Source organism: Rhizobium sp. YJ-22, assembly GCF_029601685.1.
In the GTDB taxonomy this organism is placed as follows: Bacteria; Pseudomonadota; Alphaproteobacteria; order Rhizobiales; family Rhizobiaceae; genus Metarhizobium.
This window is the reverse complement of record NZ_JARRIR010000003.1, coordinates 252,204-278,843: the sequence shown is the minus strand read 5'-3', so window position 1 is coordinate 278,843 and position 26,640 is coordinate 252,204. Positions and strand designations below refer to the sequence as shown.

The following is a 26,640-nucleotide window of genomic DNA, read 5'->3' as shown; positions in this document are numbered from 1 at the left end:
TCAGGTCGGCAGGACGGTCTTGCGCTCGACATATTTGCCGAACCGCTCGATGCCGAAGTTGACGATGAAATACAGCGCGCCCGCCAGGAAATAGAATTGCAGGCTCATGAAGTTGCGCGAGATGATCTCCTGCGTGCGCAGGAGCAGTTCCGCCACGCCGATGACCGAGAGCAATGTCGAGGCCTTGACCATTTCGGCGGCCGTATTGTCCCAGGCCGGCAGACACTGGCGCATGGCCTGCGGCCAGAGCACGGAGGTGAAGGTCTGGTTGAAGGTCAGGCCGATCGCCTTGGCGGCCTCGGTCTGCCCCCTGGGGATCGCCTGCAGCGCGCCGCGCACGATCTCGCCGACATGCGAGGAGCAGAAGATGGCGAGCGCCAGGACGCCGGCCGAGAACGGGCCGAGATCGAGGCCGACCGCCGCCGAGACATAATAGCTGGCGAGAACCAGCACCAGCACCGGCGTGCCCCTGATGATGTCGGTATAGGCGCGCACCAAGAAGCGCAGCACACCGCCGCCATAAACCAGCGCCAGGCCGACGAAGACGCCGACGACCGAGCCGGCGATGATCGCCAGAGCCGAGATCGACACCGACATGCCGAGACCGCTGAGAATGACATAGCGGGCGATCCAGAGTTGTTCGAGAAAGGAAGGAGCCATGGGCGCTTACCTCGGCAGGGCCAGCCGGCGCTCGACGAAGCGCATGATGGCGGCAATGAGGAAACAGGTGACGACATAAAGCGCCGAGGTGACCATCCACGTCTCGATGACGCGGAAGCTTTCGACGTTGATCTTGCGCGCCGCAAAGGTCAGTTCCGGCACGGCGATGGCGGCGGCCAGCGACGTATCCTTGAACAGCGAGATGACCGTCGACGACAGCGAAGGCAGCACGTTGCGGAACATCAGGGGGGCGATGATCGAGCCGCGGATCTGCATCGGCGTCAACCCGATGGCAAGCCCCGCTTCGGTCAGCCCGCGCGGGATCGACAGAAGGCCGGCGCGAAACACTTCCGCCAGATAGGCGCCGGAGTAGATCGACAGCACCGCCACGAAACTCTGGATCTTGCCGATGCGGAAACCCATCTGCGGAAGCGCGAAATAGGCAAACAGCACCAGCACCAGGATCGGCAGGTTGCGGATGACCGTCACGTAAATCCGGGCTGGAGCACTGGCGAACCGGTTCTTCGCGGTCAGCGCGAAGGCGGTGACGAGGCCGATCGCCGCGCCGATGAGGATGGAAATCACGGCAAGGCCGAGGCTGAGGGCAAGGCCGCTCAGCAGGAAATCGAAGTTGCGCCAGACGGCGGCGAAATTGAGCGTGTAACCCATGGGCGGGCCATCCCTTCAGGGCATTTTTGCATTTCCGAACGGAAAACCGGTATCCACTTTTCCTGGAAATGCTTCAGGGCGTAGGAGCGGGGAGTGCCCCGCTCCTCCGTGGATTACTTGTACTCGACCGGGAAGCCGATCTGCGGCGGGGCGAGATCCTTGCCGAACCAGGTCTTGTAGGACTTGGCGTAGAAATCGAACTCGACGCCGGTCATCGCCTCGTGGAGGGCGGTGTTGACGAAGTTCAGCCAGTCCTGGTCGCCGCGCTTGACGCCGCAGGCATAGGTCTGCGGGTTCCAGCCATAGCCGGCGTCCTTGTAGCGGCCGGGATTCTGGGTCATGTACCAGGCCAGCGACGACTGGTCGGTGGCGACAGCGTCGGCGCGGCCGGATTCCAGCGCCTGGTAGATCAGGTCGACGGAATCATACTGGTCGACTGTGGCCTCGGGAAGTGCGGCATGCACCATCGCCTCGGCGTAGACGTTCTGCAGCACCGAGATCGTGACCGAGGAGCCGGCGGCCTTCAGCGCCGCGTAATCGGCATATTTGCCGTCCGCCTTCAGCATCAGGCCGACGCCTTCGCGATAATAGGGAATGGTAAACGCGATCTGCTGGGCGCGCTCGCCGGTCACCGTCATGAACTGGCAGGTGATGTCGACCTTGTCGGTGGTGATGTTGGGAATGCGCGCATCCGAGGACTGGTTGACGAACTCGATCTTGTCGGGATCGCCGAACAGCGCCTTGGCGATGATGTGGCCCATGTCGACGTCGAAACCCTGCAGCTTGTCGTCGGCGCTCTTGAAGTGCCAGGGCGCGTTGGTGCTGCCGGTGCCGAGCACGAGGTGGCCGCGGGCGAGAACCGCATCGAGCTTGCTGCCTTCGGCGAAAACCGGCGACGAGATGAGGAGGGCGGCGGCCAGCGACAGCGCGCCGGCGCGGAAAGAGATGGTCATTGACGTTCCCCTTTGAATGAAACTTTCCCAGTTGTCCAGTATAGCGGACATGAGTCCGTTTTATTGGATTGACATAATGAGCGCCCTGGTCAATGAATTGTCAATAGACCTTCGCCGATAAAAGCCATGCCCCTGCCGGCCAATCCGAAGCGCTGTCCTGCTAGCCGTTTGCACTGTTGATCCCGAGGTTCCCATGCCCTTTCCCGAGACGTCCCTTGCCACCATCGATACACCGGCTGTCCTGGTCGACCTCGATATCGCCCGGTCCAACATCGCCCGTTTCCAGGCCTATGCGGATGCGCATGGCATCGCGGTGCGCCCGCATATCAAGACGCACAAGCTGCCGGCGATCGCCGAGATGCAGCTTGCCGCCGGCGCCATCGGCATCACCTGCCAGAAGGTCTCGGAAGCCGAGGCGATGATTGCCGGCAGCGACGCCATCCGCGACGTGCTGATCACCTACAACATCCTGGGCGGCGAGAAGCTGGAGCACCTCAAGGCCCTGGCGAAAAAGGTGAAACTCCGCGTCGTCGCCGACAATAGCACGGTGGTCGACGGCCTTTCCGCCGCCTTTGCCGGCGAGGCCGCGCCGCTTTCCGTTCTGGTCGAATGCAACACAGGCGCGAACCGCTGCGGCGTCGCGACGCCGGAGGAGGCGGATACGCTGGCGGCCGTGATCGATGCCGCGCCCGGCCTCGTCTTCGGCGGATTGATGACCTATCCGCCGGCTGGAGGAGAGGCGGGCGTCGAGCGCTTCATGGGCGCGGCCAAGGAACTGATCGAGGCGCGCGGCATCGCGGTGCCGATGATCACCTCGGGCGGCACGCCGTCGATGATGCATGCGGCGGACGCCCCGGTGACCACCGAATACCGCCCTGGCACCTATGTCTATAACGACCGCTCGCTGGTTTCGCGCGGCGTCTGCGGCTGGGAGGATTGCGCGCTGACGGTGCTGGCGACCGTCGTCTCGGTTCCCGCGCCCGACCGCGCGATCATCGACGCGGGTTCGAAGACGCTGACCTCCGACCTGCTTGGCCTTTCCGGCTACGGGCACGTGCTCGGCCGCGACGACATCGCCATCGACCAGCTTTCGGAAGAGCATGGGCGGCTGGTGAGCACCGGCCCGATCGGCCTGAAGGTTGGCGACAAGCTCCGCATCGTCCCCAACCACGCCTGCGTCGTCACCAACATGGTCGATACGCTGAAAATCACCGGCGCCGGCCATGACGGCATCGAAACCTGGCCCGTCGCCGCCCGCGGCCGGATCGTCTGATTTCCGTTCCGGGAAGCCATGCGGGCCGGGCGGACAGCCTGCGCGACAATGAAGTTGCATCCGGCAAATCAGGCCAGGGGGTCAGGCGATGCGCCTCGCCCCCTGGATCGCGATTGCGTACGATATCGTTGCGGCCACAGCCGGCCATAGCACGCTCCGCGCGGACCGGGAAACGCCGAGCCGAGCCGCCGCGCGCGTGAAATTGCCTTTTTTCCTCCACCACGACCAAGAGCATCTTCGTCGCCTCCGGCGCCATGCATCCCGACTTCGACGAAACGTCGAAATGCATCAGCGGGCCGTCGGCAGACGCAAGGTATTCTACGGCGAGTACCTCCGAGGACGTTGTTCCAGCGACGCAGTTGCAGGGGGCGCAATCGGGGCGCACTCCATACCAAAAATTCCGCCGCGCCGATGACGACGGCCATTGTTATCTTTTCAACCTGACTGTTGACAGAAGTTAGTAATATCACATAACCTCCGCCTCATGTCGAAAGGGAAACATTGGGAGGAGAAAAGATGAATTCCTTGAGCCGATCCCGCATGCGGGCTGCGAGCGCGGTACTGCACGGGGCTGTCGTGATGGCGATGGGTTTGTGCTGGACCGTTCCGGCCTTTGCCGCCGACGTCATCCGCGTCGTGTCGCCGTTCCAGACCACGACGCTCGACCCGATGCGCTCGGCGGCGGCCGGCAACATCGAAACCTATGGCCAGCTCTATTCGCGCCTGCTGCGCCGCGATGCCGAAACCGGCGCGCTGGAGCCGGGGCTGGCCGAGAAATGGGACATTTCGCCGGATGGCAAGACCTACACCTTCCATCTGCGCGATGCCCAGTTCTCGGACGGTTCGCCGATCACGGCCGCCGACGTGGCATTTAGCCTGGAGCGTATCCGGACCGACAAGAAATCGGCCTATCCCGCGCCGCTGGGCGCTGTCGAAGCGGTGAGCGCGGCGGATGCGAAAACCGTGGTGGTCACGCTCAAGTCGGCCTTCGCGCCGTTCCTCGGCAATGCCGAAATCTGGAACATGGGCATCGTCTCGAAGGCCGATGTCGACAAACGCGGCGAGGAGGCTTTCGCCTCGGTTCCGGTGACCTCCGGCCCCTATGAGGTCAAGCAGTGGAAGCCGAACGAGAAACTGGTTCTCGAGCCCAATCCGCACTACTGGCGCAAGGGCTATCCGAAGTCGGACGCCACGGTCGAACTGATCGAGATCGCATCGCCCGAGACCCGCATCGCCATGCTCAAGGCTGGCGAGATCGACGTGGTGCGTGCGGTGCCGTGGGCGCAGGTCGACGATCTGAAGACGGTCGAGACGGTGGATATGCGGCTCGAGCCCTCGACCACCATCTATATGACCTTGCTCAACCACAAGCGCGAGCCCTTCTCCAACCTGAAGGCGCGGCAGGCGGCCGGCATGGCGATCGACAACAAGGCCATGGCCAAGGCCATCACGCGCGGCTATGCCGAACCGGCCAACACCACATTGCCGGGCAGCGTCGATTTCCATGACAAGGATTATCCCGGCATTTCCTACGAGCCCGCCAAGGCGAAGGAATTGCTGGCCGAATCCGGCATGGCCGGGCGCGAGGTGAAGATCCTCGCAACCGCCGACGCGCTGTCGCAGCAGATGGCGCTGCTGATCCAGGCCCAATGGCAGGCGATCGGCCTGAAACCGTCGATCGTCAATGTCGATGGCGGCGCCTGGTGGGATGCCACCGGCAAGGGCGACTACGACGCCGCCGCCAACTGGTGGTATAACGAGACCCCCGATCCGGACCTTGCCGTGCGCTGGGCCGTCTGCGGCACCTGCGGATCGAACTCCTACAACACATTCTATGAGAACCCGAAGGTCGATGCGCTGGTGGAGCAGGGCACAAGGGAGGCCGATCCGGCCAAGCGCGCGGAAATCTACAAGGAGATCCAGCGGATCACCACCGAAGAGGTCGCGCAGATCCCTCTCTATTATGCGCCGAACGCGGTTGCCTATTCCAGGCGGCTCCAGGGCCTCCGGCTGACGCCCTCGCTGCAATGGACGCTGGAAGAAACCTCGATCGGCCAGTGAGCCGCCTCCAGGACGCGTCGCTTGCGAGAGCGTCGCGTCCTTGACGCTCGAACCGGAGAACCGGATTGCCCCTCCTGCAACTCATTTCGCGGCGCTTGCTGCAATTGATCGGCGTGCTCGCCGGTATCAGCCTCGTGACGTTCCTTCTGGTGCACATGGCCCCGGGCGATCCCGCACGGCTTCTTGCCGGGGAGCGGGCGAGCGCGGAAAGCATCGCGGCCATCCGCGCGCAATACGGGCTCGACCTGCCGCTCTGGCGGCAGTTCCTGACCTATATCGCCAATCTTGTTTCCGGCGATATCGGCCTGTCGCTGCGTTTCCAGCGGCCTGTCATCCAGCTCATCGAGCAGTTCATGTGGCCGACGCTGTTCCTGACCGGCTATGTGCTGTGCCTTGCCGTTCCGCCGACGGTCGCGCTCGCCATTCTCGGCGCGCGCCGCCCCGGCGGCATTGGCGACCAGATCATCCGCCTCGTGGGTATCGCCGGCCTCACCATCCCGGTCTTCTGGCTCGGCATCATGATGTCGCGCTTCTTCGGTGTCAGCCTCGGCTGGTTCCCGGTGTCGGGCTACGGCACCGGCTTCACCGGGCACCTCCACCATCTTTTCCTGCCGGCCGTCTCGACGGCCATCTGGCTGGTGCCGGTCCTGACGCAGAGCCTGCGCGCCGCCCTCATCGAAAAGACGACGGCCGATTTCGTCACCGCCGCGCGGGCGCAGGGCGCGACGGAACGGCAGATCTTCTGGCAGACCATGCTGCCGAATGCCGTGCTGCCGACGCTCAACCTGCTGGGGGTCATGGTGGCCTTCATGATCGGCGGCGCCGTCATCGTCGAGACGGTCTATGCGGTTCCGGGCCTCGGTACATTGATGGTCAACGCCCTGCTTGGCCGCGACTACTACGTCGTGCAGGGGCTGACGCTGGTCTTCGCGGTCTCGACCGTTCTGATCACGCTGGCCGTGGACCTGCTCACCGCCTTCATCGATCCGCGCGTCCGGTTCTGAGGAGATCGTCCATGATCGACACCCCTGTCTTGGCACAAGCCATGCCATCCTTTCGCAAGCCCATGCCCACCATGCTTGTCGCCCTCGCCATCCTTGGCGGCTGGCTGGCGCTGGCGCTCGCGGCCCCCGTCATCGCACCTTATGACCCCGATGCCATCGACATCATGAACATGCTGTCGCCGCCGAGCGCGCTTCACTGGTTCGGTACCGATCAGGTTGGACGGGATGTCTTCTCCCGGGTTCTTTTCGCAAGCCGCGTCGATCTGCTGCTCTGCGTCGCCGGGGTGCTTCCGCCGCTGCTGATCGGCACCACCATCGGCTTGCTGAGCGGCTATTTTGGCGGTGTCGTCGACAATGTGTTCATGCGCATCTACGACCTCACCGTGGCCTTTCCCTTCTTCGTGCTGGTGCTGGCCATCGTCGGCGTGCTCGGGCCGGGTCTTCTCAACTTCATCCTGGCGCTGACGCTGGTCGGCTGGGTCAGCTATGCGCGGCTGGTGCGCGCGCAGGTGCTGACGATCCGCGAAAGCGAATATATCCAGGCGGCCAAATGCCTGGGCTACCGGCCGGTCGCCATCCTCGGTCATCATGTGCTGCCGAACGCCATCGGCCCGGTCATCGCCTATGCGGTCAGCGATGCGGTGCTCGTCATGCTGGCGGGCGCAAGTTTCGGCTTCCTCGGCATGGGTGCGCAGCCGCCGCTGGCCGAATGGGGCGTCATGATCGCCGATGGGCAGGCCTTCGTGCAGCAGGCCTGGTGGATTTGCCTGTTCCCCGGCCTGGCCGCGATTTCCCTGGGCCTCGGCTTTGCATTGCTTGGCGACGGGCTTGGACAGATACAACGTCGAGGAGTGACGGCATGACTGGGCTGGAAAACGGCAAGCCGCCACTGCTTGATGTTCGCGACCTCTCCGTCACGTTCGGCGCTTTCGCGGCGGTGAAGAACGTCTCGTTCACGCTCCAGCCGGGAGAAATCCTCGGTATCGTCGGCGAAAGCGGCTCGGGCAAGTCCGTGACCTGCCGCGCGGTGATGCGGCTGCTGGCGGCCGGCTCAAGCGCGCAAGGCAGCGTGGCGCTCGATGGCCGCGATCTGCTGGCGCTCGGCGAGGACGAATTATGCGCCATTCGCGGCCGCGACATCGGCATGATCTTCCAGAACCCGGCATCGCATCTCGATCCGCTGCGCCGCATCGGCCAGCAGGTCGCGGCCCCGATGATCCGGCATCTCGGCATCAGCAAGCGGGAAGGCTGGCAGCGCGCGGTCAGGCTGCTGGACGATGTCGGCATTCGCGAGCCGGAAAAGCGGGCGCGGTCCTATCCGCATGAGTTTTCCGGCGGCATGAAGCAGCGGGCGATGATCGCCTGTGCCATCGGTTGCCAGCCGAAGCTGCTGATCGCCGACGAGCCGACGACCGCGCTCGACGTCACCGTGCAGGCCCGCATCCTGCAACTGCTCAAGGAACTGAACCGCAAGACCGGCCTGGCGATGATCCTCATTTCGCACGATCTCGGCGTCGTCGCGGATATCTGCTCGCGCGTGGTTGTGATGCGCGGCGGGGAGGTGGTGGAGCAGGGGCCGATCGACGAAGTCATCAACCGGCCGAGCCATCCCTATACGAAGCTGTTGATCGACTCGCAGCCTGGCCGCAGGACCTATGGCACGACCGCGACCGCCGGCGGCAGCGCGCCTCTGCTCGATATCGCGAGGCTTTCGGTGACCTTCGGCGCCAGCCGGAGCCTGCTTGGCGGCATCGGGGGTGATCATTCCTTCCGCGCCCTCGACGGCATCGATCTGACGATAAACGCCGGCGAAACCGTGGGTATCGTCGGCGAAAGCGGCTCGGGCAAGAGCACGCTCGCCCGCTCGATCGTGCGCCTCAATACGCCGAGCGGCGGCACGATCCGCATGGACGGCCAGGATGTGGGAACACTTGCCGGCGATGCGCTGACGGCGTTCCGCCGCCGGGTGCAGATGGTGTTCCAGAACCCGTACGACTCCCTCAATCCGCGCCTGACGATCGCCGAGGCCGTCGCCGAGCCGATCTGGCGGCATGGCCTTGCGGATCGGCAGACGGCACGCAAACAGGCCGATGCCCTGCTGGAGACGGTTGAACTTCCACGCAGCCTGCGCGATCGCAAGCCGCGCCAGCTTTCCGGCGGCCAATGCCAGCGCGTCGGCCTTGCGCGGGCGCTGGCGTTGAAGCCGCAACTGCTCATCGCCGACGAAATCACCTCGGCGCTCGATGTCACGACCCAGGCGCAGATTCTGGAATTGCTGGTGCGGCTGCAGCGGGAGAGGGCGCTGACGCTGCTCTACATCTCGCACGACCTTTCCGTGGTCAGCAGCCTGTGCCAGCGCGTCTATGTCTTCAAGGCGGGACGCATCGTGGAGCAAGGCGTGGCGAGCGAGGTTCTGACCACGCCGCAAAATCCCTATACCCAGGCGCTGGTCGCCTCGCTGGCCCGCCTGCCGACAGAGCGTACAGCCCCCCATTCACAATCGGTATCACATCATGCGACTTGACGAATACACCGCCCATGACGGCACCGGCCTCGCCCGCCTCCTGGCGAAGGGGGAAATCACGCCGAGGGAACTCGGCCGCTGCGTCGAGGAAGCGGTTGCGGCGGTCAATCCCGCGCTGAACGCCGTCATCGAGCTTTATCCGGATGCGTTGGACAGTTTGGCCGAGGCCGGGACCGCCACGCCCTTCGGTGGCATTCCGACGCTGACCAAGGACTTTCCCATCGAGGCGGCGCGGCCCGCCGAGTTCGGTAGCCGCCTGGCACAGGGGTTTCGCGCCGCTCACGATGCCGTGTACTGGACGCGCTTGCGCGCGGCCGGCCTGGTCAATGCCGGGCGAACGGCGAGTTCCGAGTTCGGCGTGCCGGCGGCGACGGAATCGCCGCTTTATGGCGCCACACGCAATCCGTGGAACCCGGCGCGCGGCGTGGCCGGTTCCAGTGGCGGGGCGGCGGCGGCCGTCGCGGCCGGCATCGTGCCTTTTGCGCAAGGCAGCGACGGTGGCGGATCGATCCGAAATCCGGCCGCGTTCTGCGGGCTGATCGGATTGAAGCCGTCGCGTGGCCGGGTGACGGGATCGCCCAATGCCAATGCGCCGCTTCTGGGCCTGGCGACGGCCTTCATGCTCACCCGCTCGGTGCGCGATACCGCAGCCCTGCTCGACCGGTGCCATGGCCCGGATGCCGGCGACGGCTATGAAATCGCGGCGCCGGCAGTCCCCTATCTCGATGTCATCGAGCACAGGCCGAAGGGGCTGCGCATCGCCCTTTGTACACAGTCCTGGTCCGGCGTGCAGATCGACCCGGAGGTCGCAGCGGCGACGAGGTCGGCGGCGGAGCGGTTCGCCGCGCTTGGCCACCATGTCGAGGAGGCATCGCCGGACTTCGACTATCCGGCTTTCCTGCAGGCGCAGAAGGTCATCTGGGCTGCGGATGCCGCCGCGCACATGCCGGCTATGGCGCGGCAGATGAACCGCGCGCCGGAAGAGGCGCTTGGCGCAAGCGTCCATGCCCTGTATCGCTGGGGCCTCGGCATCAGCGGCGCGCAGCTTATCGATGCGCTCGCCGTCTATGATCGGGTGACACGGCAGCTCGGGCGCTTCATCGCCGGCTATGATCTCCTGCTGACTCCGACCAGCGCCATGCTGCCGGAACCGATCGGCACCTTCGATCCCGATCGCCCGGGCATCGACGTGGACGGCGTGTTCGACGACCTCGCGCCGAAGGAGACGTTCACGGCGCTGTTCAACGCCACGGGACAACCCGCGATTTCCCTGCCGCTCGGGCGCAGCCGCGACGGCCTGCCCATCGGCATCCAGCTCGTCGCCCGCTTCGGACGCGAAGACCTGCTGCTTGCGGCTGCGCGACAAATCGAGGAAGAGGTAGAAGGCGCGCCCGGAATCTGGGGACAGGGGCGCCCGGCCGTTCATGCCGGCAATTTCTAGGAGGCTGTCACTGTGGCGAAAGCACGAAACGGCAAGGGCGCCGAGGGAGCGAATGGCGAGGAGAAGATCGACATCGAAGCGATCCTGCGCGACCGCATGCCCGGTTTTTCGCCCTCGGAGCAAAGCCTTGCGGCCTATCTGCTGGACAATATCCAGATATTGCCCTTCGAGACCGGCAGCAGCATCGCACAGGCAGTCGGCGTCAGCGAAATGACCGTCACGCGGTTCGTTCGCGGCCTCGGCTTCGAGAACCTGCGCGACCTCAAGAAGCGATTGCGCGTGGCGGTCACGGAGAAGGACAGCGAAATCGACGACTACATGGCCCGCTTTCAGATGCGCGAGGGCCGGCAGCAGATGCTGCAGGAGAGCCTGCGGCTGGAGCTGGATGCCATCGTCAAGGCCTATGCCTTGACCACGTCCGAAGTGTGGGACGAGGCCGCCGGCCTGCTGGCGACGACCCGCACCATCTATGTCGTCGGTTTCCAGGCCTCGAAGGGCCTGGCGCTGGATTTCGCCAGCCGCCTGCTCTGGGCGCGTTCCAACGTCATTTTCATCGACAACGCCTCGGGCACCTTCGGCGAGATCATCAATGCGGATCCCCGGCAGAGCGTCGTCGTCCTCGTCGACACCGCCTCCTATGCGACGCGCGGCATCAAGCTGGTGGAGAAGCTGAAGTCGATGGACATGCCGCTGGTCATCGTCACCGACAAGTTCAGTCATTGGGCCTTCGCCTATACGCGCTTCGTATTCGAGGCGCATACGCATGTAAAAACCTTCTGGGATTCGACGGCGAGCCTCAGTGTCGTGCTCAACCTGCTGATCGACGCCGTCGCCACCAAGCTCGGGCCGAAGGCCAAGCGCAACTTCGCCATGATGAGCGATATGGGCACCCTCTTCGGAGAATTCGTCGGCGGCAGTTATCTTCGCCGTAACGATTGATCCGCTCCAACCGCAAACGAGGCCAAGCATGAACACCGTTCCGCCCTTCCGCGATCCGACCGTACCCGGCAATTCCCATATTCCAAGGCAGGATTGGGACCGCGCGCCCTGGAATCGCTGGACCTTCCAGCATGTCCGGGAGCTTCTGCCGACCACGAAGGTCTGGCGCGGAACGGGGCCGGCAAGCCCTTTGCCGGTCGATCTGCGGGATATCGATGCCGTTTCCTTCGCGGCGGAGGGGCAGAGCCACACCATCGCCGGCTTCCTCGAAACGAGCTATGCCGATGGCTTCCTGGTGCTCCACGGCGGAAAGATCGTGGCCGAGCGCTACCTCAACGGAATGGCGCCACACACCCAGCACCTGTCGCAATCGGTCGCCAAATCGGTCGTCGGCACCGTGGCGGGCATCCTGATCGATCGCGGCGTGGTCGACCCCGCCGCGCTCCTGACGCACTACCTTCCGGAACTGGAGGCGACAGCCTATCGCGGCGCGACCGTCCAGCACGTCCTCGACATGACCAGCGGCGTGGTCTTCGACGAGACCTATACCGCGCTCGATTCCCACATGGCGCAGCTGGATGTCGCCAGCGGCTGGAAGGATAGCCCGAACGCGGACTGGCCCACGCATGTCTGGGATCTGATCCTGTCCCTGAAGGATCTGGAATGCCCGCACGGCGCCTCCTTCCGCTATCGCTCGATCGAGACGGATGTGCTGGCCTTCGTGCTGCAACGCGCCGCCGCAGCGCCGCTTGCGGAACTCGTCAGCCGCGAATTGTGGGCGCCGATGGGGGCGGAGGAAGACGCCTATTTCACCGTGGATACCGCCGGCTATGCGCTGGGTGACGGCGGGTTCAACGCGACCCTTCGCGATTATGCGCGTTTCGCCTTGCTGCATCTTCGCGGCGGCGAGATCGATGGCCGGCGTATCGTGTCGCCCGGCTGGATTGCCGCAACGCGCTTCGGTGCCGATCCGGCGCTCTTCGGCGACATTTATCGAGAGGCCCTGCCCGCCGGCGCCTATCACAACCAGTTCTGGATCGAGGATACCGCACGCGGCGCCTATATGGCGCGCGGCGTCTTCGGACAACTGATCTACATCGACCCGGAAGCGGATTTCGCGGCGGTCATCCTGTCGAGCTGGCCGGAATTCGTGAGCACGACGCGGCTGCGGACGGCGCTTGCGGCGGTCAGGGCCGTTCGCGAGGCGCTGTCAGCGTAGCCAGCGGGCGATTCACCGCTTTGTGCGGGATAGCCCCGGCCCAGGCCAAAGCGCCAAACACAAAAAGAGAGCATTTCCGGCGAACCTGTGTTCACCGGAAATGTTCAAGCCGGATCACATTCACGCGACCTCCATCCAACCCGCACGAAAACGCAATACTCCGCACGTAGCGTCCCTCGGAAACCCATGCCGGCCGCAAACCGGCTCAAACAAGGATGACCGCGTGACGGCAACATTTCCAGGACGCCCCGGCGTCAAATATCCGGTGTCGATGCGTATCCTGCACTGGTTGCGCGCGGTGCTGATCCTGGGCCTGATCGCCTGCGGCTGGTACATGACCGGCCGTGCAGAAGACGACCCCACCGCCGGCATCCTGTATCCCAACCACAAGCAGTTCGGGGTTCTGGCCTGGCTACTGGCGCTGGTGCAACTGACCCTGCGCTGGCGGTATAGCGCTAGGCTACCGCCTGCGCCGGAGGCTCTGAAGCGATGGGAGAAATGGCTTTCCCACGGATGCCACCGACTGCTCATCGCCTTGACGTTGATCACGCCGATGCTGGGCTACGCCATGTCGAGCAGCATCACCGATGGCGATGGCGTGCCGTTCTTCTTCCTCTCGCATGTGCCGGAGATCCTGCCGAAAAGCGACAATGCGTTCGCGGTGTTCCAGGCGTTGCACGGATACTCCGCCTATCTCCTGCTGGCCGTCATCGCCCTGCACATGGCGGGCACGCTGAAGCATCGGCTGCAGGACAAGGGCGGCGAGACCGACGTTCTTCCACGCATGCTTTGAAGCGCCCCGCTCAATCGACCGTGTGGCAGCGGCTCGCGCTTGCTACCACGCCACGGCTGCTTGCCTGTCGGCGCGCCTTCTCCCCATGAAAGACCATCGCCTTGTTTAACGCCTCGTCCTGCGCCGCTGCGGGATAGCGTCTTGCGATCGACCGTTATTGACACCACGTCCTCTTCCTGCAATAGTCTTGATATTCAATAATAAGTCTCACTAATCGAGACTATGGGAACGAAGATGTTAATCACGGCTGCACAACAGCCGCCGGGACATATTTGCCTGCGCGGCGTCTCCAAATCCTATGACGGCGAAACCTTCATCGTTCGCGATCTCGATCTCGATATCGACAAGGGCGAGTTCCTGACGCTTCTCGGGCCTTCCGGCTCCGGCAAGACGACGACGCTGATGATGTTGGCCGGGTTCGAATATCCGACCAGCGGTTCCATCGCCTTCGACGGGCAGGCGATGCACGACCGGCCGCCTGAAAAGCGCGATATCGGAATGGTGTTCCAGAACTACGCGCTGTTTCCGCATATGAGCGTGGCCGAGAACGTCGGTTACTCCTTGCGCGTGCGGGGCGTCGACAAGGCCGAGCGCGACCGCCGCGTCGCCGATGCGTTGCGCATGGTGCAGCTGGAGCAATTCGCCGATCGCAAGCCGGCGGCCATGTCGGGCGGGCAGCAGCAGCGCGTGGCCCTGGCGCGGGCGCTGGTGTTCGAGCCTCGCCTGGTGCTGATGGACGAGCCGCTGGGTGCGCTCGACAAGAAGCTGCGCGAGGATTTGCAGCTCGAAATCCGCCATATCGCCGACAAGCTCGACCTGACCGTCGTCTATGTCACGCATGACCAGTCGGAAGCGCTGACGATGTCCGACCGCATCGCGATCTTCAACGACGGCAAGATCCAGCAGATTGGCACGGCGAGGGACATCTATATCCGGCCGGCCAACCGGTTCGTCGCGTCATTCGTCGGCGACAACAACTGTTTGTGCGCGCAGGTGATCGCCATCGACGGCGACGTGGTCCGCGCGCGTCTGCCGGGAGGGGCTGTCGTCTCCGCCAGGCAGACGCAGCACGCCCGCATCGGGGCTGCGGCGACCATCTCGGTCCGCCCCGAGGATCTCCATTTCTGCGGCGGCGAGGGGGACGGCGTTGTCGAGGGCCGCGTCTGCGACGTCGTCTACTACGGCGATCAACTGCGTACGCATGTCGAGCTGTCGGACGGCGCCCTGGTCGTCATCAAGAGCAGCCCCGGCGCCGCCCATGCCGGCACGCAGGTCGGCGCACCGGTATTCCTGAGCTGGAATGCCGGGCAAGCCTGGGTGCTCGATCCAAAACAGGCCAATCAATAACGAAGAGAGGAACCTATGATGACAATGCGATATCGTGGACGTGCCTGCCTGAGCCTGATGTTTGCAATGATGCTGGGGGCAGGCGCCCCGGCGCTGGCGGCCGAGCTGAAGGTCGTTTCCTGGGGAGGCGCGCTGCAGGAGGCGCAGGCGAAGGTGTTCTTCGACGGTTTCTCCAAGGAGACCGGAACCAAGGTGACCCAGGATTCCTGGAGCGGCGAGCTCGCCAAGCTTCGCGCCATGGTCGACAGCGGCAACGTGGTCTGGGACGTGGTCGACATGGATCCCCAGACGGCCGCCGCCGCCTGCGAGCAGGGACTGCTGGAGCGGATCGGCGACGATGCCGCCTTCAAGAATGCCGGCCTCGTCGACGGCGCGCTGACCGACTGCGCGGTCGGCACGAGCACCTATGCGACGATCCTCGCCTTCCAGAAGGATGCATTTCCGACGGCTCCCGCCTCGGTGGTGGACATCTTCGACACCAAGGCGTTCCCCGGCAAGCGCGCCTTCCGCAAGAGCCCGGTCGACACGCTCGAAATCGCGCTGCTGGCGGACGGCGTCGCGCCTGGCGAGATCTACAAGACCCTGGAGACACAGGAGGGCATCGATCGGGCCTTCAAGAAGCTGGATACGATCAAGGCAGATATCGTCTGGTGGGAGGCCGGGGCCCAGCCGGCGCAGTTGCTAAAATCGGGCGAGGTCAAGATGGCCGTGGCCTGGAACGGCCGCATCGCCGACGCCAACGCCAAGGAAAACGCCGATCTCGGCATCGCCTGGAAGAACCAGATACGCGGGTTCGACATGTGGGTGATCCCGGTCGGGACGAAGAACGCGGCGCTGGCCAAGGATTTCGTGTCCTACACGATCAAGCCCGAGGTCAATGCCGAACTGAGCAAGTTCATCGCTTACGGCCCGACGGTGGAGGCGGCAAGCGCGCTGGTCGACAAGGCCCTGCTCGACAGCCTGCCTTCGGCCCCGTCGAACAGCGATGGCGCCCTTGCCCAGGACGGCGGTTTCTGGGGCGCCAATGGCGATGCCCTGAATGCCCGTTTCGCCTCCTGGGTCGCGCAATAAGGGGTTGATCGAACGATGAGCGAAATCGTGGCCGGGAAACGACAGATGCGAATGAAAACGGCGCAGGCCGACAAGGCTGCTCTGGATCGCGGGACGGTCGTTCGCGGCCGCGCGGTCGGGGCGGCAAGGGGGGAGCGGATGCAGGCCATGCGTTCCGCCTTGCCCGCCCTGCCGCTTCTCGTCTTCCTGTCCTGCTTCCTCGTGCTGCCGCTTCTCTTCATCTTTCATACGGCGATCTCCGACCGGGAGATCGCCGACAACCTTCCCGAGACCGTCGCCGCGCTCCAGGACTGGAACGGCGACGGTACGCCACCGCCCGAGGTCTATGCGATCTTCCTCGGCGAGATCGGAAAGGCGAACGAGCGCGCGACGCTGCGGCAACTGGGCCGCCGCATGGGCTACCAGCTCGATCGCGGCATGAACCTCATCCAGAAGGCCGGCGGCGTCGCCCGATCAGGGGCCGCCACCGATGCCGCCGCCGCCCGGACGGCCTTGACGGATATCGATCCCGCCTATGCCGCGCCGGGGATTTGGACGATCGTCAAGCAGCATGGTTCGCCCTACAGCACGTTCTATCTCGGATGGGCGGCGGGCTTCCAGACCAAGCTCGACAAGGACGGCCGGCCCTCCATGGAAACCGGCTATGATTTCCGCCTGTTCTATCTGCGCACCATCCTGATCAGCCTGGCCGTCACGGCCTTGACCCTGGTCGTGGGGTATCCGCTGGCCTATGTGATCGCAACGTCGCGGGGCTGGGTCGGCGGCCTCATGCTGTTCTGCATCCTGCTGCCGTTCTGGACGTCGCTGCTTGTCCGGACGATGTCCTGGATCGTCGTGCTGCAGACCAACGGGGTTCTGAACGGCGTGCTGACGGGCATCGGCGCGGTGACGGAACCGGTGACGTGGCTGTACACGAGGACGGCGACCATCCTGGTCATGTTCCAGATCCAGCTTCCCTTCACCGTTCTGCCCATGCTCGGCGTCATGCGGGCGATCCCCGCAAGTCACGTCCGGGCCGCCAGAAGCCTCGGCGCCGGGCCGATCCGCGCGCATTTCAACGTCTACTTCCCGCAGGCCGTGCCGGGGATCGCGGCGGGTGGGCTGCTGACCTTCGTCCTGTGCCTCGGCTTTTACCTGACGCCGGCGCTGGTCGGGGGCGCTTCGGACCAGATGATCAGCTACTTCATCGCCCGCTTCACCAACGAGGAACTGAACTGGGGTCTGGCATCGGCGCTCAGCACGCTGCTGGTGGTCGGCGCGGGCGTCTGCGCGCTGCCTTTCGCCCGCCTGATCTCCAGGCATTCCTCGGAACGGAAATGACCATGACGCAAAAGACCTATTCCGATCTGCCGGCCGTCGTCAGGCTGCCCCTTTACGGTTTCGCGGCCGTCATTCTCGCCCTGTTGATCGTGCCGCTCGCCGCGGCGCTGCCGATCGCCTTCAATGCGGAGCCTTGGTTCCGGTATCCGCTCAGCGGGTTTTCGTGGCGCTGGTTCGAGCAATTGCTGTCGTCGCCGCTCTGGCGTTCGGCGATCGTAAACAGCCTGATCATCGCCGCGACGACGACGGTGCTGGCGACCGCGCTCGGCACGCTGGCCGCCGTCGCCCTGGTCAACCCGCGTTTTCGCTATCGAAACGCGGTCATGGCCCTGGCGATCTCGCCGATGGTCGTTCCCGTCGTGGTCCTCGGGCTCGGCCTGTTCATCTGCTTTTCCCCGCTCGGGCTGAACTACACCTATCTCGGCGTCGTGCTCGCGCATACGGTGCTCGCCACGCCCTTCGTCGTCGTCACGGTGACGGCGACCCTGACGCGGTTCGATTTCCGGCTCATGCAGGCCGCGGCGAACCTCGGCGCCGGAAAGGTCATGGCCTTCAGGACGGTAATGCTGCCGATCATTTCGCCGGGCGTGGCGGCGGGGGCGGTGTTTGCGTTCGCCGCCTCCTTCGACGAGGTGGTCATGGTGCTGTTCATCGCCGGCCCCGACCAGCGCACCCTTCCCAAGCAGATGTTCACGGGCCTGCGGGAGCAACTCGATCCCACGATCATCGCGGCGGCCGGCCTCATGATCGTCCTGACGGGCGTCCTGCTGGCCGTGCTTCGTTTTTCGACCAAGAAAAGGTAAATTCCATGACTGTCTCCGCCCATAGCCGGCGCGCTGCGAAGCCGTCCCAGGACGCGGTTTTCGCCCCGGATTTTCGCGAGGAACCCTACTGGTGGACGGCGGCGATGCCGGAGGCGGCGCAAGACGGCGCGGCCGTGCTTCCCGATGCGGCGGACGTCGTCGTCGTCGGAGCAGGCATTACCGGCACCGTGGCGGCGCTCGAACTGGCGCGATCCGGGCTCGATGTCGTGGTGGTCGACAGCCAGCGGATCGGGGAGGGCGCGGCGCGGCGCAATGCCGGCTTCATCGGCCGAACGCTGAAGCGATCCGTTGCCTGGCTGACCAGCCATTCCGGGCAGAAACATGCGATCGAGGTCTACCGGGAGCTGGACCGGGCCTTGAAGGGTGTGGAACGCTTCGTCGGCCGCGAGGGGATCGACTGCCATCATCGCACCTGCGGCCGCTTCATCGGCGCCAATTCGCAATCGCATTTCCGTGGCCTCGTCGACGATCTCGAGGAAACGCGCCGCAGCCTCGGCTTCGACTATTCGGTGATCGAGCCGGAGAACGTCAGAAGCGAGATCGCGTCGGATCGCTATCACGGCGGCGCCGTCATTCCCGACCTCGGATCCATTCATCCCGGCCTCTACCACAAGGGCCTCGTCGAGCGCGCCGTCCATGCCGGGGTTCGTTTCCATGATCGCACATATGTGACGGCGATCGAGGAAAGCGGGGCGAGGCATAACCTCCACACATCGCGCGGCGCCATCGCGGCAAGGCATGTGGTGATCACGACGAACGGCTATACCGGCGCAGAGCTGAAATGGCACGCGCGGCGCGTCATTCCCTTCAGCGGGTTCATCGTCGCGACCGAACTGCTTCCGGAGGAGCTGATCGACAAGGTTCTGCCTCAGCGGCGCACCTATCTCGACACCAAGATGAACATCGACTTCATTCGCCCGGCGCCGGACTCGAGCCGGATCCTGTTCGGCGGCATGACCGGCACGAAAAGCGCCTCGGCGATTCCGCTTGCGGTTCCGCTGCGCGACAGGCTGGTCGATATTCTTCCCGACCTGGAGGGCGTTCGCCTCAGCCGCGCCTGGACCGGCTTTTGCGCCGGAACCTTCGATTTCATGCCGCATATCGGGCGCAACGGCAATGTCCACTTCGGGCTGGGGTATAATTTCGCCGGCATTCCGATCGGCACCCACTTCGGCTCGATCATCGCCAACCGCATCCTGGGGCAGGGCGACACGGCATCGGTGTTCGACACGGGCCGCTTTCCGACTTTCCCATTTTACCGCGGCCGTCCTTGGTTCGTGCCTCTGGCGATGCGATACTTCGACTGGCATGATCGTAGAATCGCGAAAGAATAACCAAGTTGCTGCACATGAATGAATCCACCGCCAAGGCTGTGACCGAAAAGCCGCTGGAGCGTTACGCCCGAATTCTGGAAATCATCGCGGGTTTTCCCAACGGCGTTTCTCCGGCGGTTGTCGGCGATATGCTGGAATTGCCCAAGGCGTCCGCCTATCGCCTGATCAGAAGCCTGGCGGAGGTCGGGCTGGTCGAGATGACCGCCCCGCCGGCCGCGACCTGCCGGATAGGCAAACGCCTGACGCGCATCCTCTTCTCCAGCGCCGCCGACGACTGGTTCGTCTCCGCCGCGCTGCCCACCCTGAACGAGCTTGCGGCGGAAACGGGCCAGGCCTGTTTCGTCGCCCGCCTGTCGGGCTTTGCAGTGAGAAGCATGGAGATGGTCGCTCCGAACAACCAGTTGCGCGCCTATATCATTCCGGGCCAGGAGATACCGCTGCATGCGGGGGCCTCGGCGAAGGCCATCCTCGCCCATCAATCGGATGACTTCATCGCCAGCGTGCTCGGCAACCCGCTGGTGAAGTTCACTCCATACACCAGGACGGATGTGGGCGAACTCCAGGCGGAACTGAAGGAAATCCGGTCGTCAGGTATCGCCTACTGCGTGAACGAAGACGTCGAGGGTTTCGGCGCGATCGCCGCGCCCATTCTCGTCGGCGGCCAGCGCGTCCAGCAAAGCCTTTGCATCACGGGCACCACGCATAGCCTGTTCGAGGCCGCAAAAGACCGCAATATCGCGCTGGTGCGCAAGATGGCGGAGCGTCTTTCGAAAATGCTGGAACGCAAGATGCAGGGCGATCCGTCCCTCACCGACTGACCGATCCAGACAGGCTTTCCGTTCGCATCCGCCCCGCCTGCGGCGCGGCGGGCGCTTGCGCGCGCACGCCTTTCCCATCCCCATCGCGACGAAGAAAAACAGTTGACAAACGCCTGCGGAGCAATGAGACTTCATATCGATAAATGATATTAAGTCTCGATAATTGAGAATATAAGGGAGCAGAGAACATGTCAGTAAACTGGAAGCAGGCTGCCGCCGACCTCAAGCCGCGCGGGCAATCCTTCATTGGCGGCAAGTTTGTCGAAGCGGCCTCGGGCAAGCAGTTCGACGCCATCAATCCGGCCACCGGCAAGACGCTCGCCAGCGTTGCCTCCTGCGATCGCGCCGATGTCGATCTCGCGGTGAAATCGGCCCGGCGCGCGTTTGAGAGCGGCGTGTGGTCGCGCCGTTCGCCATCGGAGCGCAAGAAGGTCTTGCAGCGCTTCGGAGAGCTGATGCTCAGCCATGCCGACGAACTCGCCCTGCTCGAAACCCTGAACATGGGCAAGCCCATTTCCGATGCCCGTTCCATCGACGTGCCCGGTTCGGCCAACACGATCCTGTGGTATGCGGAAGCCATCGACAAGATTTACGACGAGATCGCACCGACCGGCAGCGGCGCGCTCGGCATGATCACGCGCGAGCCGGTCGGCGTCGTCGCCGCGGTCGTTCCGTGGAACTTCCCGCTGCTGATGGCCTGCTGGAAGATCGGCCCGGCGCTTGCGGCCGGCAATTCCCTGATCCTCAAGCCGGCCGAGCAATCGCCGCTGTCGGCGATCCGCCTGGCGGAACTGGCGGCCGAGGCCGGCATTCCCGACGGCGTTTTCAACGTCGTCACCGGGCTGGGCGAGACCGCCGGCATGGCGCTCGGAATGCACATGGACGTCGACTGCGTGACGTTCACCGGCTCGACCGAGGTCGGCAAGCTGTTCCTGAGCTATGCGGCGCAATCCAACATGAAGCGCATCGCCCTGGAATGCGGCGGCAAGACGCCGCACATCGTCATGGCCGATTGCGGCAATCTCGACGAGGCGGCGAGCGCAGCCGCATTCGGCATTTTCTTCAACCAGGGCGAAGTCTGCAACGCCGGCTCGCGCCTTCTTGTCGACGCCCGTATCAAGGATGAATTCCTGGAGAAGGTCATCGCCGTCGGCAATTCGCTTCAGCCTGGCGATCCCCTCGATGCCGAGACGCGGCTCGGCGCCATCGTCAGCAAGGCCCAGATGGAGCGTGTGCTCGACTATATCGAGATCGGCTCCAGGGAAGGCGCGCAGCTGAAATCGGGCGGCCGGCAGGTGCGCACCGAGTCGGGCGGCTATTTCGTCGAGCCGACCGTGTTCGACAATGTCGACAACGGGATGCGGATCGCCCAGGAGGAAATCTTCGGCCCCGTCCTCTCGACCATCACCTTCAAGGATGCCGAGGAGGCCGTCCGCATCGCGAACGACACGATCTACGGCCTTGCCGCCGCCGTCTGGACCGACAACATCGACACGGCGCTGGCCACGGCCCGCCGCCTGCGCGCCGGGTCCGTCTGGGTCAACAATTTCGACGAAAGCAACATCACCATGCCGTTCGGCGGCTACAAGCAGTCCGGCTTCGGCCGCGACAAATCCCTGCACGCCATCGACAAATATACCGAGCTCAAGGCGACCTGGATCAAGATTCGCGCCTGAACGGCGCGGCCTTGTCTGTCAACGGCCTCCCGCGGGAGGCCATTTCCAGGTGCAACATGCGCGATTCACGATTCGATATCCTGTTCGAGCCGGTCAAGCTCGGCCCCGTCACCGCCCGAAACCGTTTCTATCAGACCCCGCATTGCAACGGCATGGGCAACCTGCGTCCGCAGGCTCATGCCGCCATGCGCGGCGTCAAGGCCGAGGGCGGCTGGGCGGTCATCAACACGGAGCACTGTTCGGTGCATCCGACCGGCGACCTCATGCCGGAAGTGCTTCAGATGCTGTGGGACGACGGCGATATTCCCCCGCTCGCCAGGATGGTGGAAGCCGTCCACCAGCATGGCGCGCTGGCCGGGGTGCAACTGGCCTATCCCGCCTATTACAACGGCAACCGGCTGACGCGCGAGGTTCCGCTCGGCCCCATGGATCGCCCCGTGAGCGGACATCATCCCGTCCAGGTGCGCGCCATGGACAAGTCCGACATCAGGGCGCTTCTCGGCTGGTGGAAGGACGCGGCCGTCCGGGCCAGGAAGGCCGGCTTCGACATCCTCAATGTCGACGCCAATTTCTCGACCATCGCCTTCCAGTTCATATCGCCGCGCAACCAGCGCACAGACGAATATGGCGGCCCGCTGAAGAACCGCATCCGCCTGCTGAAGGAACTGATCGAGGTGACGCGCGAAGGCGGCGGCGATGGCTGCGCGGTCAGCGTCCGGTTGATCATCGACGAGTTGTTCGGATCGGAAGGGCTGCGCGCCGCGGACGAGGGCATCGAGGCCATCGGCCTTCTCGCCGAATTGCCGGATCTATGGGATCTGGTCGTCGGCACCTGGGCGGACGATTCGCCCACTTCGCGCTTCGCCGCCGAAAACGATCACGAACCCTTCATGGTCGGGATCAAATCGGTGACGACCCGGCCCGTGGTCGGCGTCGGGCGCTTTACCTCGCCGGACACGATGGCCGGCCTCATCCGCCGCGGCGTCCTCGACATGATCGGCGCGGCGCGGCCCTCGATCGCCGATCCCTTCCTGCCGAAGAAGATCGAGGAAGGCCGATATGAGGATATCCGCGAATGCATCGGATGCAATATCTGCGTCTCCAGCCACTTCGCCATGACGAACCTGCGCTGCACGCAGAACCCCACCATGGGAGAGGAATGGCGCCGCGGCTGGCATCCGGAAAAGATCGCGCCGAAGACGTCCGATGCATCGATCCTCGTCATCGGAGCAGGGCCGTCCGGCCTCGAATGCGCCAGGGCGCTCGGACAGCGGGGTTATCGGGTGACGCTGGCCGAAGGCGAGACCTATCTCGGCGGGCGGGTCTCCCTGGAGGGAAAGCTTCCCGGCCTCGGCGAATGGCAACGTGTTCGCGATTGGCGGGTGACGCAGCTTCACAAGCTTGCGAATGTCGATATCTATCTCGGCTCGTCGCTTTCGGCGGCCGATGTCAGGGATTTCGGGGCCGACCATGTGGTCCTCGCCACGGGTTCCACATGGCGGTCCGATGGTGTCGGGCGCGCGGCCCATCGCCCCCAAAGCTTCTCCGCGACGATGCCGCTCTTCACCCCCGACGATATCATGCGCGGCCGGCTGCCGCAGGGCGAGGTCGTCGTCTATGACGACGATCATTATTACATGGGCGCCGTCATCGCGGAAAAGCTCGCCCTTTCGGGTTGCCGCGTGACCCTGGTGACGCCGGCGGCGGATATCTCCGCATTCACGGTCAACACCCTCGAAAACCTGCGCACCGCCAAACGGCTCCACGCGCTGGGGATCGCGATGGCGACCCACCAGGCCTTGGCCGGAAGCGAAAAGGACGAGATCGCGTTTCTCGACGCCAGGACCGGAGCGGCCGAGCGGCGCCGATCCGACGCCCTCGTGCTGGTGACCGCGAGATTGCCGAACGACGCGCTCTTCCGGGAACTGGCCGCAGGCATGGCCGACGACGGGCACTGTCCCGCCGTCAGCAGGATCGGGGATTGCGAAGCCCCGGCGGCCATTTTCGCCGCCGTCTATTCTGGCCACCGCTTCGCCCGGGATTTCGAAAACGCCGCGCCGGTCTTCCGCCGCGAGCGCATCGACCTTCAAGCCTGAAAGGGGAACAATTATGCGAGATCTCCAGAATCCGGTCTCCGCGAGCCTGTATGAACGGGCGCAGAAGGTGATGCCGGGCGGCAATACCCGCACCACAGTGTTTCGACAGCCTCACCAGGTCTATGCGGCGCGCGGCGAAGGCTGCAGGATCATCGATGTCGACGGCAATGCCCGGATCGATGCCAACGGCAATTTCACCGCGCTCATCCATGGATACGGCCAGCCCGATGTCGCCGCCGCCGCCGCCCGGCAACTGGCGTTGGGCACCAGCTTCGGCATGGCGACGGAAAGCGAGATCGTCCTGTCCGAAATCCTGTGCGAACGCCTGCCTTCGGTCGAGCGGTTGCGCTACACGAATTCCGGCACCGAGGCGGTGATGAATGCGATCAAGGCCGCCCGCGCCTTCACCGAACGCCCCAAGATCGCCAAATGCGAAGGCGCCTATCACGGCACCTACGATCCCGCCGAAACAAGCCAGGACGCCAACCCTTCCAACTGGGGAAATGCCGACGAGCCGCTGTCGGTCCCAACGGCGAAGGGCACGCCCCGGGGCGTTCTCGACGATATCGTCGTCATCCCGTTCAACAATGTCGAGGTTGCCGAACGGATATTGCGGGCGAACGGCAACTCGCTCGCCGGCGTGCTGGTCGACGTCATGCCGAACCGCGCGGGGCTGGTTCCGGCCAGCGACTCCTTCCTGCGGATGCTGAGGCAGGTCACGCGCGATCTGGGGGCGCTGCTGATCCTGGACGAGGTGATCACGTTCCGTCTCGGCTATAACGGCGCCCAGGGCCGCTTCGCGGTCGATCCGGATCTGACGACGCTGGGAAAGGTCATCGGCGGCGGGTTTCCCGTTGGCGCCATCGGCGGCAAGGCCGAGGTGATGGCGGTCTTCGATCCCTCGAAGGGGCCCCCGGCCCTTCCGCATGGCGGCACGTTCAGCGCAAACCCGATGTCGATGGCGGCCGGGGCGGCGGCGCTGCTGGCGCTGGATCCCGCGGATTTCGAGCGGCTGGAGCGATTGGCAAGCCGGTTCGACGACCGGGTCCGGGAATGTTTCGACCGCAACGGCATCGACGGGCAGGTGACGGGCCTCGGCTCCCTGCGGCGCGTGCATCTGACACGCGCCCCGCTCACCGACTATCGCTCCACGGTGGCGTCCGCCGAGGGCGCGAGGCGCGTGGCCGCGCTTGCCCGGATGCTTTTCGACGAGGGCGTCATCATCGGCGGCAACGGGCTGATGGCGTTCTCCACGGCCATGACCGAAGCCGATATCGACGAGATCGCCGAGACCTTCGACCGGGCCTTGAAGCGCCTGGCGCAGCAGGAAAACCGATAAGGGAGGATGAACGATGAAACGACGTGTCGAAGTGGCGTCTGAGTGGGGGGCCAGGATCGGCTATTCCCGCGCGGTTCGCGCCGGCAATCTTGTCATCGTCTCGGGCACGTCCGCCGGAGGGCCGGCAGGCGTGTCTCATAAGGGCGATGCCGAGGGACAGGCCGAACTGGTGTTGCAACGCATCGGCGAAGCTCTTGACGCGGTGGGGGCCTCGCTGGAAGATGTCGTGGAGACCCGCGTCTTCCTGCGCGACATGGCGGACTGGCAGGCGGTGGGCAATGCCCATGCGCGCGCCTTCGCATCGGCCCGCCCGGCGACAACATTGCTTCAGGCCGGAGCCTTGATCGATCCCGATATGCTGGTGGAGATCGCGGCGACGGCGATCGTAGGAGAATGACATGCAGGCCGCGACAATCATCACCTGCGCCGTGACCGGCAGCCTCACGCGCCCCGAGGACAACCCGAATCTTCCGGTGACGCCGGAGCAGATCGCCGCATCGGCGTTGGAAGCCGCCGATGCCGGCGCCGCCATCCTGCACCTGCATGTGCGCCATCCCGACGGTCGCCCCTCGATGGAGCTCGACCATTACAGGGAGGTCGTACGCCTTATCCGGGCGAAGAACAACGAGGTCATCCTGAACGTGACGACCGGCCCCGGCGGGCGGTTTCAGCCCGGCGACGACGACCCCAAGGTGGCGGGACCGCGAACGAACTTCGTTACCGCCGAGCGGCGCGTGGCGCATATCGTCGATCTCAAGCCCGAGATCTGCACGCTCGACCTCAACACCATGACGTTTGGGACCGAGATCGTCATCAACACGCCCCCTTACGTAAAACGGATGTCCGAAATCATCTATGATTGCGGCGTGCGGCCCGAGTTCGAATTGTTCGACACGGGAGACATCAACCTGCTTAGGGATTTCATCGATGCCGGGGTGTTTCGCGGGCCGCCGCTGGCCAGCCTTGTCCTCGGCGTGAAATACGGTTTCGCGGCAACGCCCGAGACGATGCTTTTCGCACGCGGGATGCTGCCGAAGGATGCGATTTGGACCGGTTTCGGCATCGGGCGCATGGCGTTCCCGATGCTGGCGCAGGCTTTCGTTCTCGGCGGCCATGTGCGGGTGGGAATGGAGGATATGATCCGGCTTTCCAGAACCGAACTGGTCAAAAGCAATGCCGAACTCGTCGACCGCGCGGTGCATATCCTGAAGCTGCTGGGCGGACGGCCCGCGAGCGCGGGTGCCGCGCGCGAAATGTTGAAACTGGCTCCGCAATAGTT

At 64.6% G+C, this 26,640-nt stretch carries 23 protein-coding genes; 20 read left to right on the top strand and 3 right to left on the bottom strand.

Annotated features, from left to right (window positions below; translation table 11 throughout):
- The 3 genes from P7F60_RS09285 to P7F60_RS09275 all read right to left on the bottom strand — a co-directional run bounded on the left by P7F60_RS09285 (window position 1) and on the right by P7F60_RS09275 (window position 2,282).
- On the bottom strand, window positions 1-660 hold the full coding sequence (locus P7F60_RS09285) for an amino acid ABC transporter permease (protein ID WP_277917452.1): 660 nt from the start codon (window positions 658-660) through the stop codon (window positions 1-3).
- A 6-nt stretch (window positions 661-666) separates the two neighbouring features.
- Window positions 667-1,329 carry an amino acid ABC transporter permease gene (locus tag P7F60_RS09280; protein ID WP_277917451.1) on the bottom strand — a complete coding sequence of 221 codons (663 nt, stop codon included), beginning with the start codon at window positions 1,327-1,329 and terminating at the stop codon, window positions 667-669.
- Between the two features lie 113 nt (window positions 1,330-1,442).
- Window positions 1,443-2,282 (bottom strand): transporter substrate-binding domain-containing protein, encoded by an 840-nt coding sequence (locus P7F60_RS09275; protein WP_277917450.1) that lies wholly within the window; start codon window positions 2,280-2,282, stop codon window positions 1,443-1,445.
- Between the two features lie 193 nt (window positions 2,283-2,475).
- Between P7F60_RS09275 and P7F60_RS09270 the strand changes: the two genes are divergently transcribed.
- The 20 genes from P7F60_RS09270 (at window position 2,476) to P7F60_RS09175 (ending at window position 26,638) form a co-directional block, all read left to right on the top strand.
- Window positions 2,476-3,555 (top strand): D-TA family PLP-dependent enzyme, encoded by a 1,080-nt coding sequence (locus P7F60_RS09270; protein ID WP_277917449.1) that lies wholly within the window; start codon window positions 2,476-2,478, stop codon window positions 3,553-3,555.
- 516 nt (window positions 3,556-4,071) lie between these two features.
- Window positions 4,072-5,616, top strand: coding sequence for an ABC transporter substrate-binding protein (locus P7F60_RS09265; protein WP_277917448.1), 1,545 nt, complete (start codon window positions 4,072-4,074; stop codon window positions 5,614-5,616).
- Between the two features lie 65 nt (window positions 5,617-5,681).
- The gene (locus P7F60_RS09260) at window positions 5,682-6,620 is read left to right on the top strand and encodes an ABC transporter permease (RefSeq protein ID WP_277917447.1); all 939 of its coding nucleotides are present in this window, start codon (window positions 5,682-5,684) and stop codon (window positions 6,618-6,620) included.
- Between the two features lie 11 nt (window positions 6,621-6,631).
- The gene (locus P7F60_RS09255; protein ID WP_277917446.1) at window positions 6,632-7,483 is read left to right on the top strand and encodes an ABC transporter permease; all 852 of its coding nucleotides are present in this window, start codon (window positions 6,632-6,634) and stop codon (window positions 7,481-7,483) included.
- The gene (locus P7F60_RS09250) at window positions 7,480-9,144 is read left to right on the top strand and encodes an ABC transporter ATP-binding protein (RefSeq protein ID WP_277917445.1); all 1,665 of its coding nucleotides are present in this window, start codon (window positions 7,480-7,482) and stop codon (window positions 9,142-9,144) included. Before P7F60_RS09255 ends, P7F60_RS09250 begins: the two co-directional genes overlap by 4 nt.
- Window positions 9,134-10,585 (top strand): amidase, encoded by a 1,452-nt coding sequence (locus P7F60_RS09245; RefSeq protein ID WP_277917444.1) that lies wholly within the window; start codon window positions 9,134-9,136, stop codon window positions 10,583-10,585. The genes P7F60_RS09250 and P7F60_RS09245 overlap by 11 nt, the downstream gene beginning before the upstream one ends.
- 12 nt (window positions 10,586-10,597) lie before the next feature.
- Window positions 10,598-11,524: a MurR/RpiR family transcriptional regulator gene (locus P7F60_RS09240; RefSeq protein ID WP_277917443.1), complete on the top strand. Its 927-nt coding sequence runs from the start codon at window positions 10,598-10,600 to the stop codon at window positions 11,522-11,524.
- A gap of 28 nt (window positions 11,525-11,552) precedes the next feature.
- On the top strand, window positions 11,553-12,743 hold the full coding sequence (locus tag P7F60_RS09235; protein ID WP_277917442.1) for a serine hydrolase: 1,191 nt from the start codon (window positions 11,553-11,555) through the stop codon (window positions 12,741-12,743).
- 223 nt (window positions 12,744-12,966) lie between these two features.
- Entirely contained in the window at window positions 12,967-13,536 is a 570-nt protein-coding gene (locus P7F60_RS09230; protein ID WP_277917441.1) for a cytochrome b, read from the top strand.
- 234 nt (window positions 13,537-13,770) lie between these two features.
- The gene (locus P7F60_RS09225) at window positions 13,771-14,883 is read left to right on the top strand and encodes an ABC transporter ATP-binding protein (protein WP_277917440.1); all 1,113 of its coding nucleotides are present in this window, start codon (window positions 13,771-13,773) and stop codon (window positions 14,881-14,883) included.
- A 15-nt stretch (window positions 14,884-14,898) separates the two neighbouring features.
- Window positions 14,899-15,954, top strand: coding sequence for an ABC transporter substrate-binding protein (locus tag P7F60_RS09220; RefSeq protein WP_277917439.1), 1,056 nt, complete (start codon window positions 14,899-14,901; stop codon window positions 15,952-15,954).
- Window positions 15,955-15,999: 45 nt separating this feature from the next.
- Entirely contained in the window at window positions 16,000-17,274 is a 1,275-nt protein-coding gene (locus P7F60_RS09215; RefSeq protein WP_277917438.1) for an ABC transporter permease, read from the top strand.
- Between the two features lie 2 nt (window positions 17,275-17,276).
- Complete coding sequence (locus P7F60_RS09210; protein WP_277917437.1) at window positions 17,277-18,077, top strand: ABC transporter permease; 801 nt, start codon at window positions 17,277-17,279, stop codon at window positions 18,075-18,077.
- 5 nt (window positions 18,078-18,082) lie between these two features.
- Window positions 18,083-19,432, top strand: coding sequence for an FAD-binding oxidoreductase (locus P7F60_RS09205; protein ID WP_277917436.1), 1,350 nt, complete (start codon window positions 18,083-18,085; stop codon window positions 19,430-19,432).
- 14 nt (window positions 19,433-19,446) lie between these two features.
- Window positions 19,447-20,250, top strand: a complete 804-nt coding sequence (locus tag P7F60_RS09200) for an IclR family transcriptional regulator (RefSeq protein ID WP_277917435.1) — start codon at window positions 19,447-19,449, stop codon at window positions 20,248-20,250.
- A 188-nt stretch (window positions 20,251-20,438) separates the two neighbouring features.
- On the top strand, window positions 20,439-21,926 hold the full coding sequence (locus tag P7F60_RS09195; protein ID WP_277917434.1) for an aldehyde dehydrogenase: 1,488 nt from the start codon (window positions 20,439-20,441) through the stop codon (window positions 21,924-21,926).
- A 56-nt stretch (window positions 21,927-21,982) separates the two neighbouring features.
- A complete protein-coding gene (locus P7F60_RS09190) occupies window positions 21,983-24,022 on the top strand; it encodes an FAD-dependent oxidoreductase (RefSeq protein ID WP_277917433.1) in 2,040 nt (679 codons plus the stop codon).
- A gap of 13 nt (window positions 24,023-24,035) precedes the next feature.
- The gene (locus P7F60_RS09185; RefSeq protein WP_277917432.1) at window positions 24,036-25,361 is read left to right on the top strand and encodes an aspartate aminotransferase family protein; all 1,326 of its coding nucleotides are present in this window, start codon (window positions 24,036-24,038) and stop codon (window positions 25,359-25,361) included.
- A 13-nt stretch (window positions 25,362-25,374) separates the two neighbouring features.
- A complete protein-coding gene (locus P7F60_RS09180) occupies window positions 25,375-25,758 on the top strand; it encodes a RidA family protein (RefSeq protein WP_277917431.1) in 384 nt (127 codons plus the stop codon).
- Between the two features lies 1 nt (window position 25,759).
- Window positions 25,760-26,638, top strand: coding sequence for a 3-keto-5-aminohexanoate cleavage protein (locus tag P7F60_RS09175; protein WP_277917430.1), 879 nt, complete (start codon window positions 25,760-25,762; stop codon window positions 26,636-26,638).
- Window positions 26,639-26,640: the final 2 nt, after the last annotated feature.

Bases quoted from the DNA above. Each gene is read 5' to 3' on its own strand.
- P7F60_RS09285 (WP_277917452.1), bottom strand. From the start codon at position 660: ATGGCTCCTTCCTTTCTCGAACAACTCTGGATCGCCCGCTATGTCATT.
- P7F60_RS09280 (WP_277917451.1), bottom strand. From the start codon at position 1,329: ATGGGTTACACGCTCAATTTCGCCGCCGTCTGGCGCAACTTCGATTTC.
- P7F60_RS09275 (WP_277917450.1), bottom strand. From the start codon at position 2,282: ATGACCATCTCTTTCCGCGCCGGCGCGCTGTCGCTGGCCGCCGCCCTC.
- P7F60_RS09270 (WP_277917449.1), top strand. From the start codon at position 2,476: ATGCCCTTTCCCGAGACGTCCCTTGCCACCATCGATACACCGGCTGTC.
- P7F60_RS09265 (WP_277917448.1), top strand. From the start codon at position 4,072: ATGAATTCCTTGAGCCGATCCCGCATGCGGGCTGCGAGCGCGGTACTG.
- P7F60_RS09255 (WP_277917446.1), top strand. From the start codon at position 6,632: ATGATCGACACCCCTGTCTTGGCACAAGCCATGCCATCCTTTCGCAAG.
- P7F60_RS09250 (WP_277917445.1), top strand. From the start codon at position 7,480: ATGACTGGGCTGGAAAACGGCAAGCCGCCACTGCTTGATGTTCGCGAC.
- P7F60_RS09245 (WP_277917444.1), top strand. From the start codon at position 9,134: ATGCGACTTGACGAATACACCGCCCATGACGGCACCGGCCTCGCCCGC.
- P7F60_RS09235 (WP_277917442.1), top strand. From the start codon at position 11,553: ATGAACACCGTTCCGCCCTTCCGCGATCCGACCGTACCCGGCAATTCC.
- P7F60_RS09225 (WP_277917440.1), top strand. From the start codon at position 13,771: ATGTTAATCACGGCTGCACAACAGCCGCCGGGACATATTTGCCTGCGC.
- P7F60_RS09220 (WP_277917439.1), top strand. From the start codon at position 14,899: ATGATGACAATGCGATATCGTGGACGTGCCTGCCTGAGCCTGATGTTT.
- P7F60_RS09215 (WP_277917438.1), top strand. From the start codon at position 16,000: ATGCGAATGAAAACGGCGCAGGCCGACAAGGCTGCTCTGGATCGCGGG.
- P7F60_RS09210 (WP_277917437.1), top strand. From the start codon at position 17,277: ATGACGCAAAAGACCTATTCCGATCTGCCGGCCGTCGTCAGGCTGCCC.
- P7F60_RS09205 (WP_277917436.1), top strand. From the start codon at position 18,083: ATGACTGTCTCCGCCCATAGCCGGCGCGCTGCGAAGCCGTCCCAGGAC.
- P7F60_RS09200 (WP_277917435.1), top strand. From the start codon at position 19,447: ATGAATGAATCCACCGCCAAGGCTGTGACCGAAAAGCCGCTGGAGCGT.
- P7F60_RS09195 (WP_277917434.1), top strand. From the start codon at position 20,439: ATGTCAGTAAACTGGAAGCAGGCTGCCGCCGACCTCAAGCCGCGCGGG.
- P7F60_RS09190 (WP_277917433.1), top strand. From the start codon at position 21,983: ATGCGCGATTCACGATTCGATATCCTGTTCGAGCCGGTCAAGCTCGGC.
- P7F60_RS09185 (WP_277917432.1), top strand. From the start codon at position 24,036: ATGCGAGATCTCCAGAATCCGGTCTCCGCGAGCCTGTATGAACGGGCG.
- P7F60_RS09180 (WP_277917431.1), top strand. From the start codon at position 25,375: ATGAAACGACGTGTCGAAGTGGCGTCTGAGTGGGGGGCCAGGATCGGC.
- P7F60_RS09175 (WP_277917430.1), top strand. From the start codon at position 25,760: ATGCAGGCCGCGACAATCATCACCTGCGCCGTGACCGGCAGCCTCACG.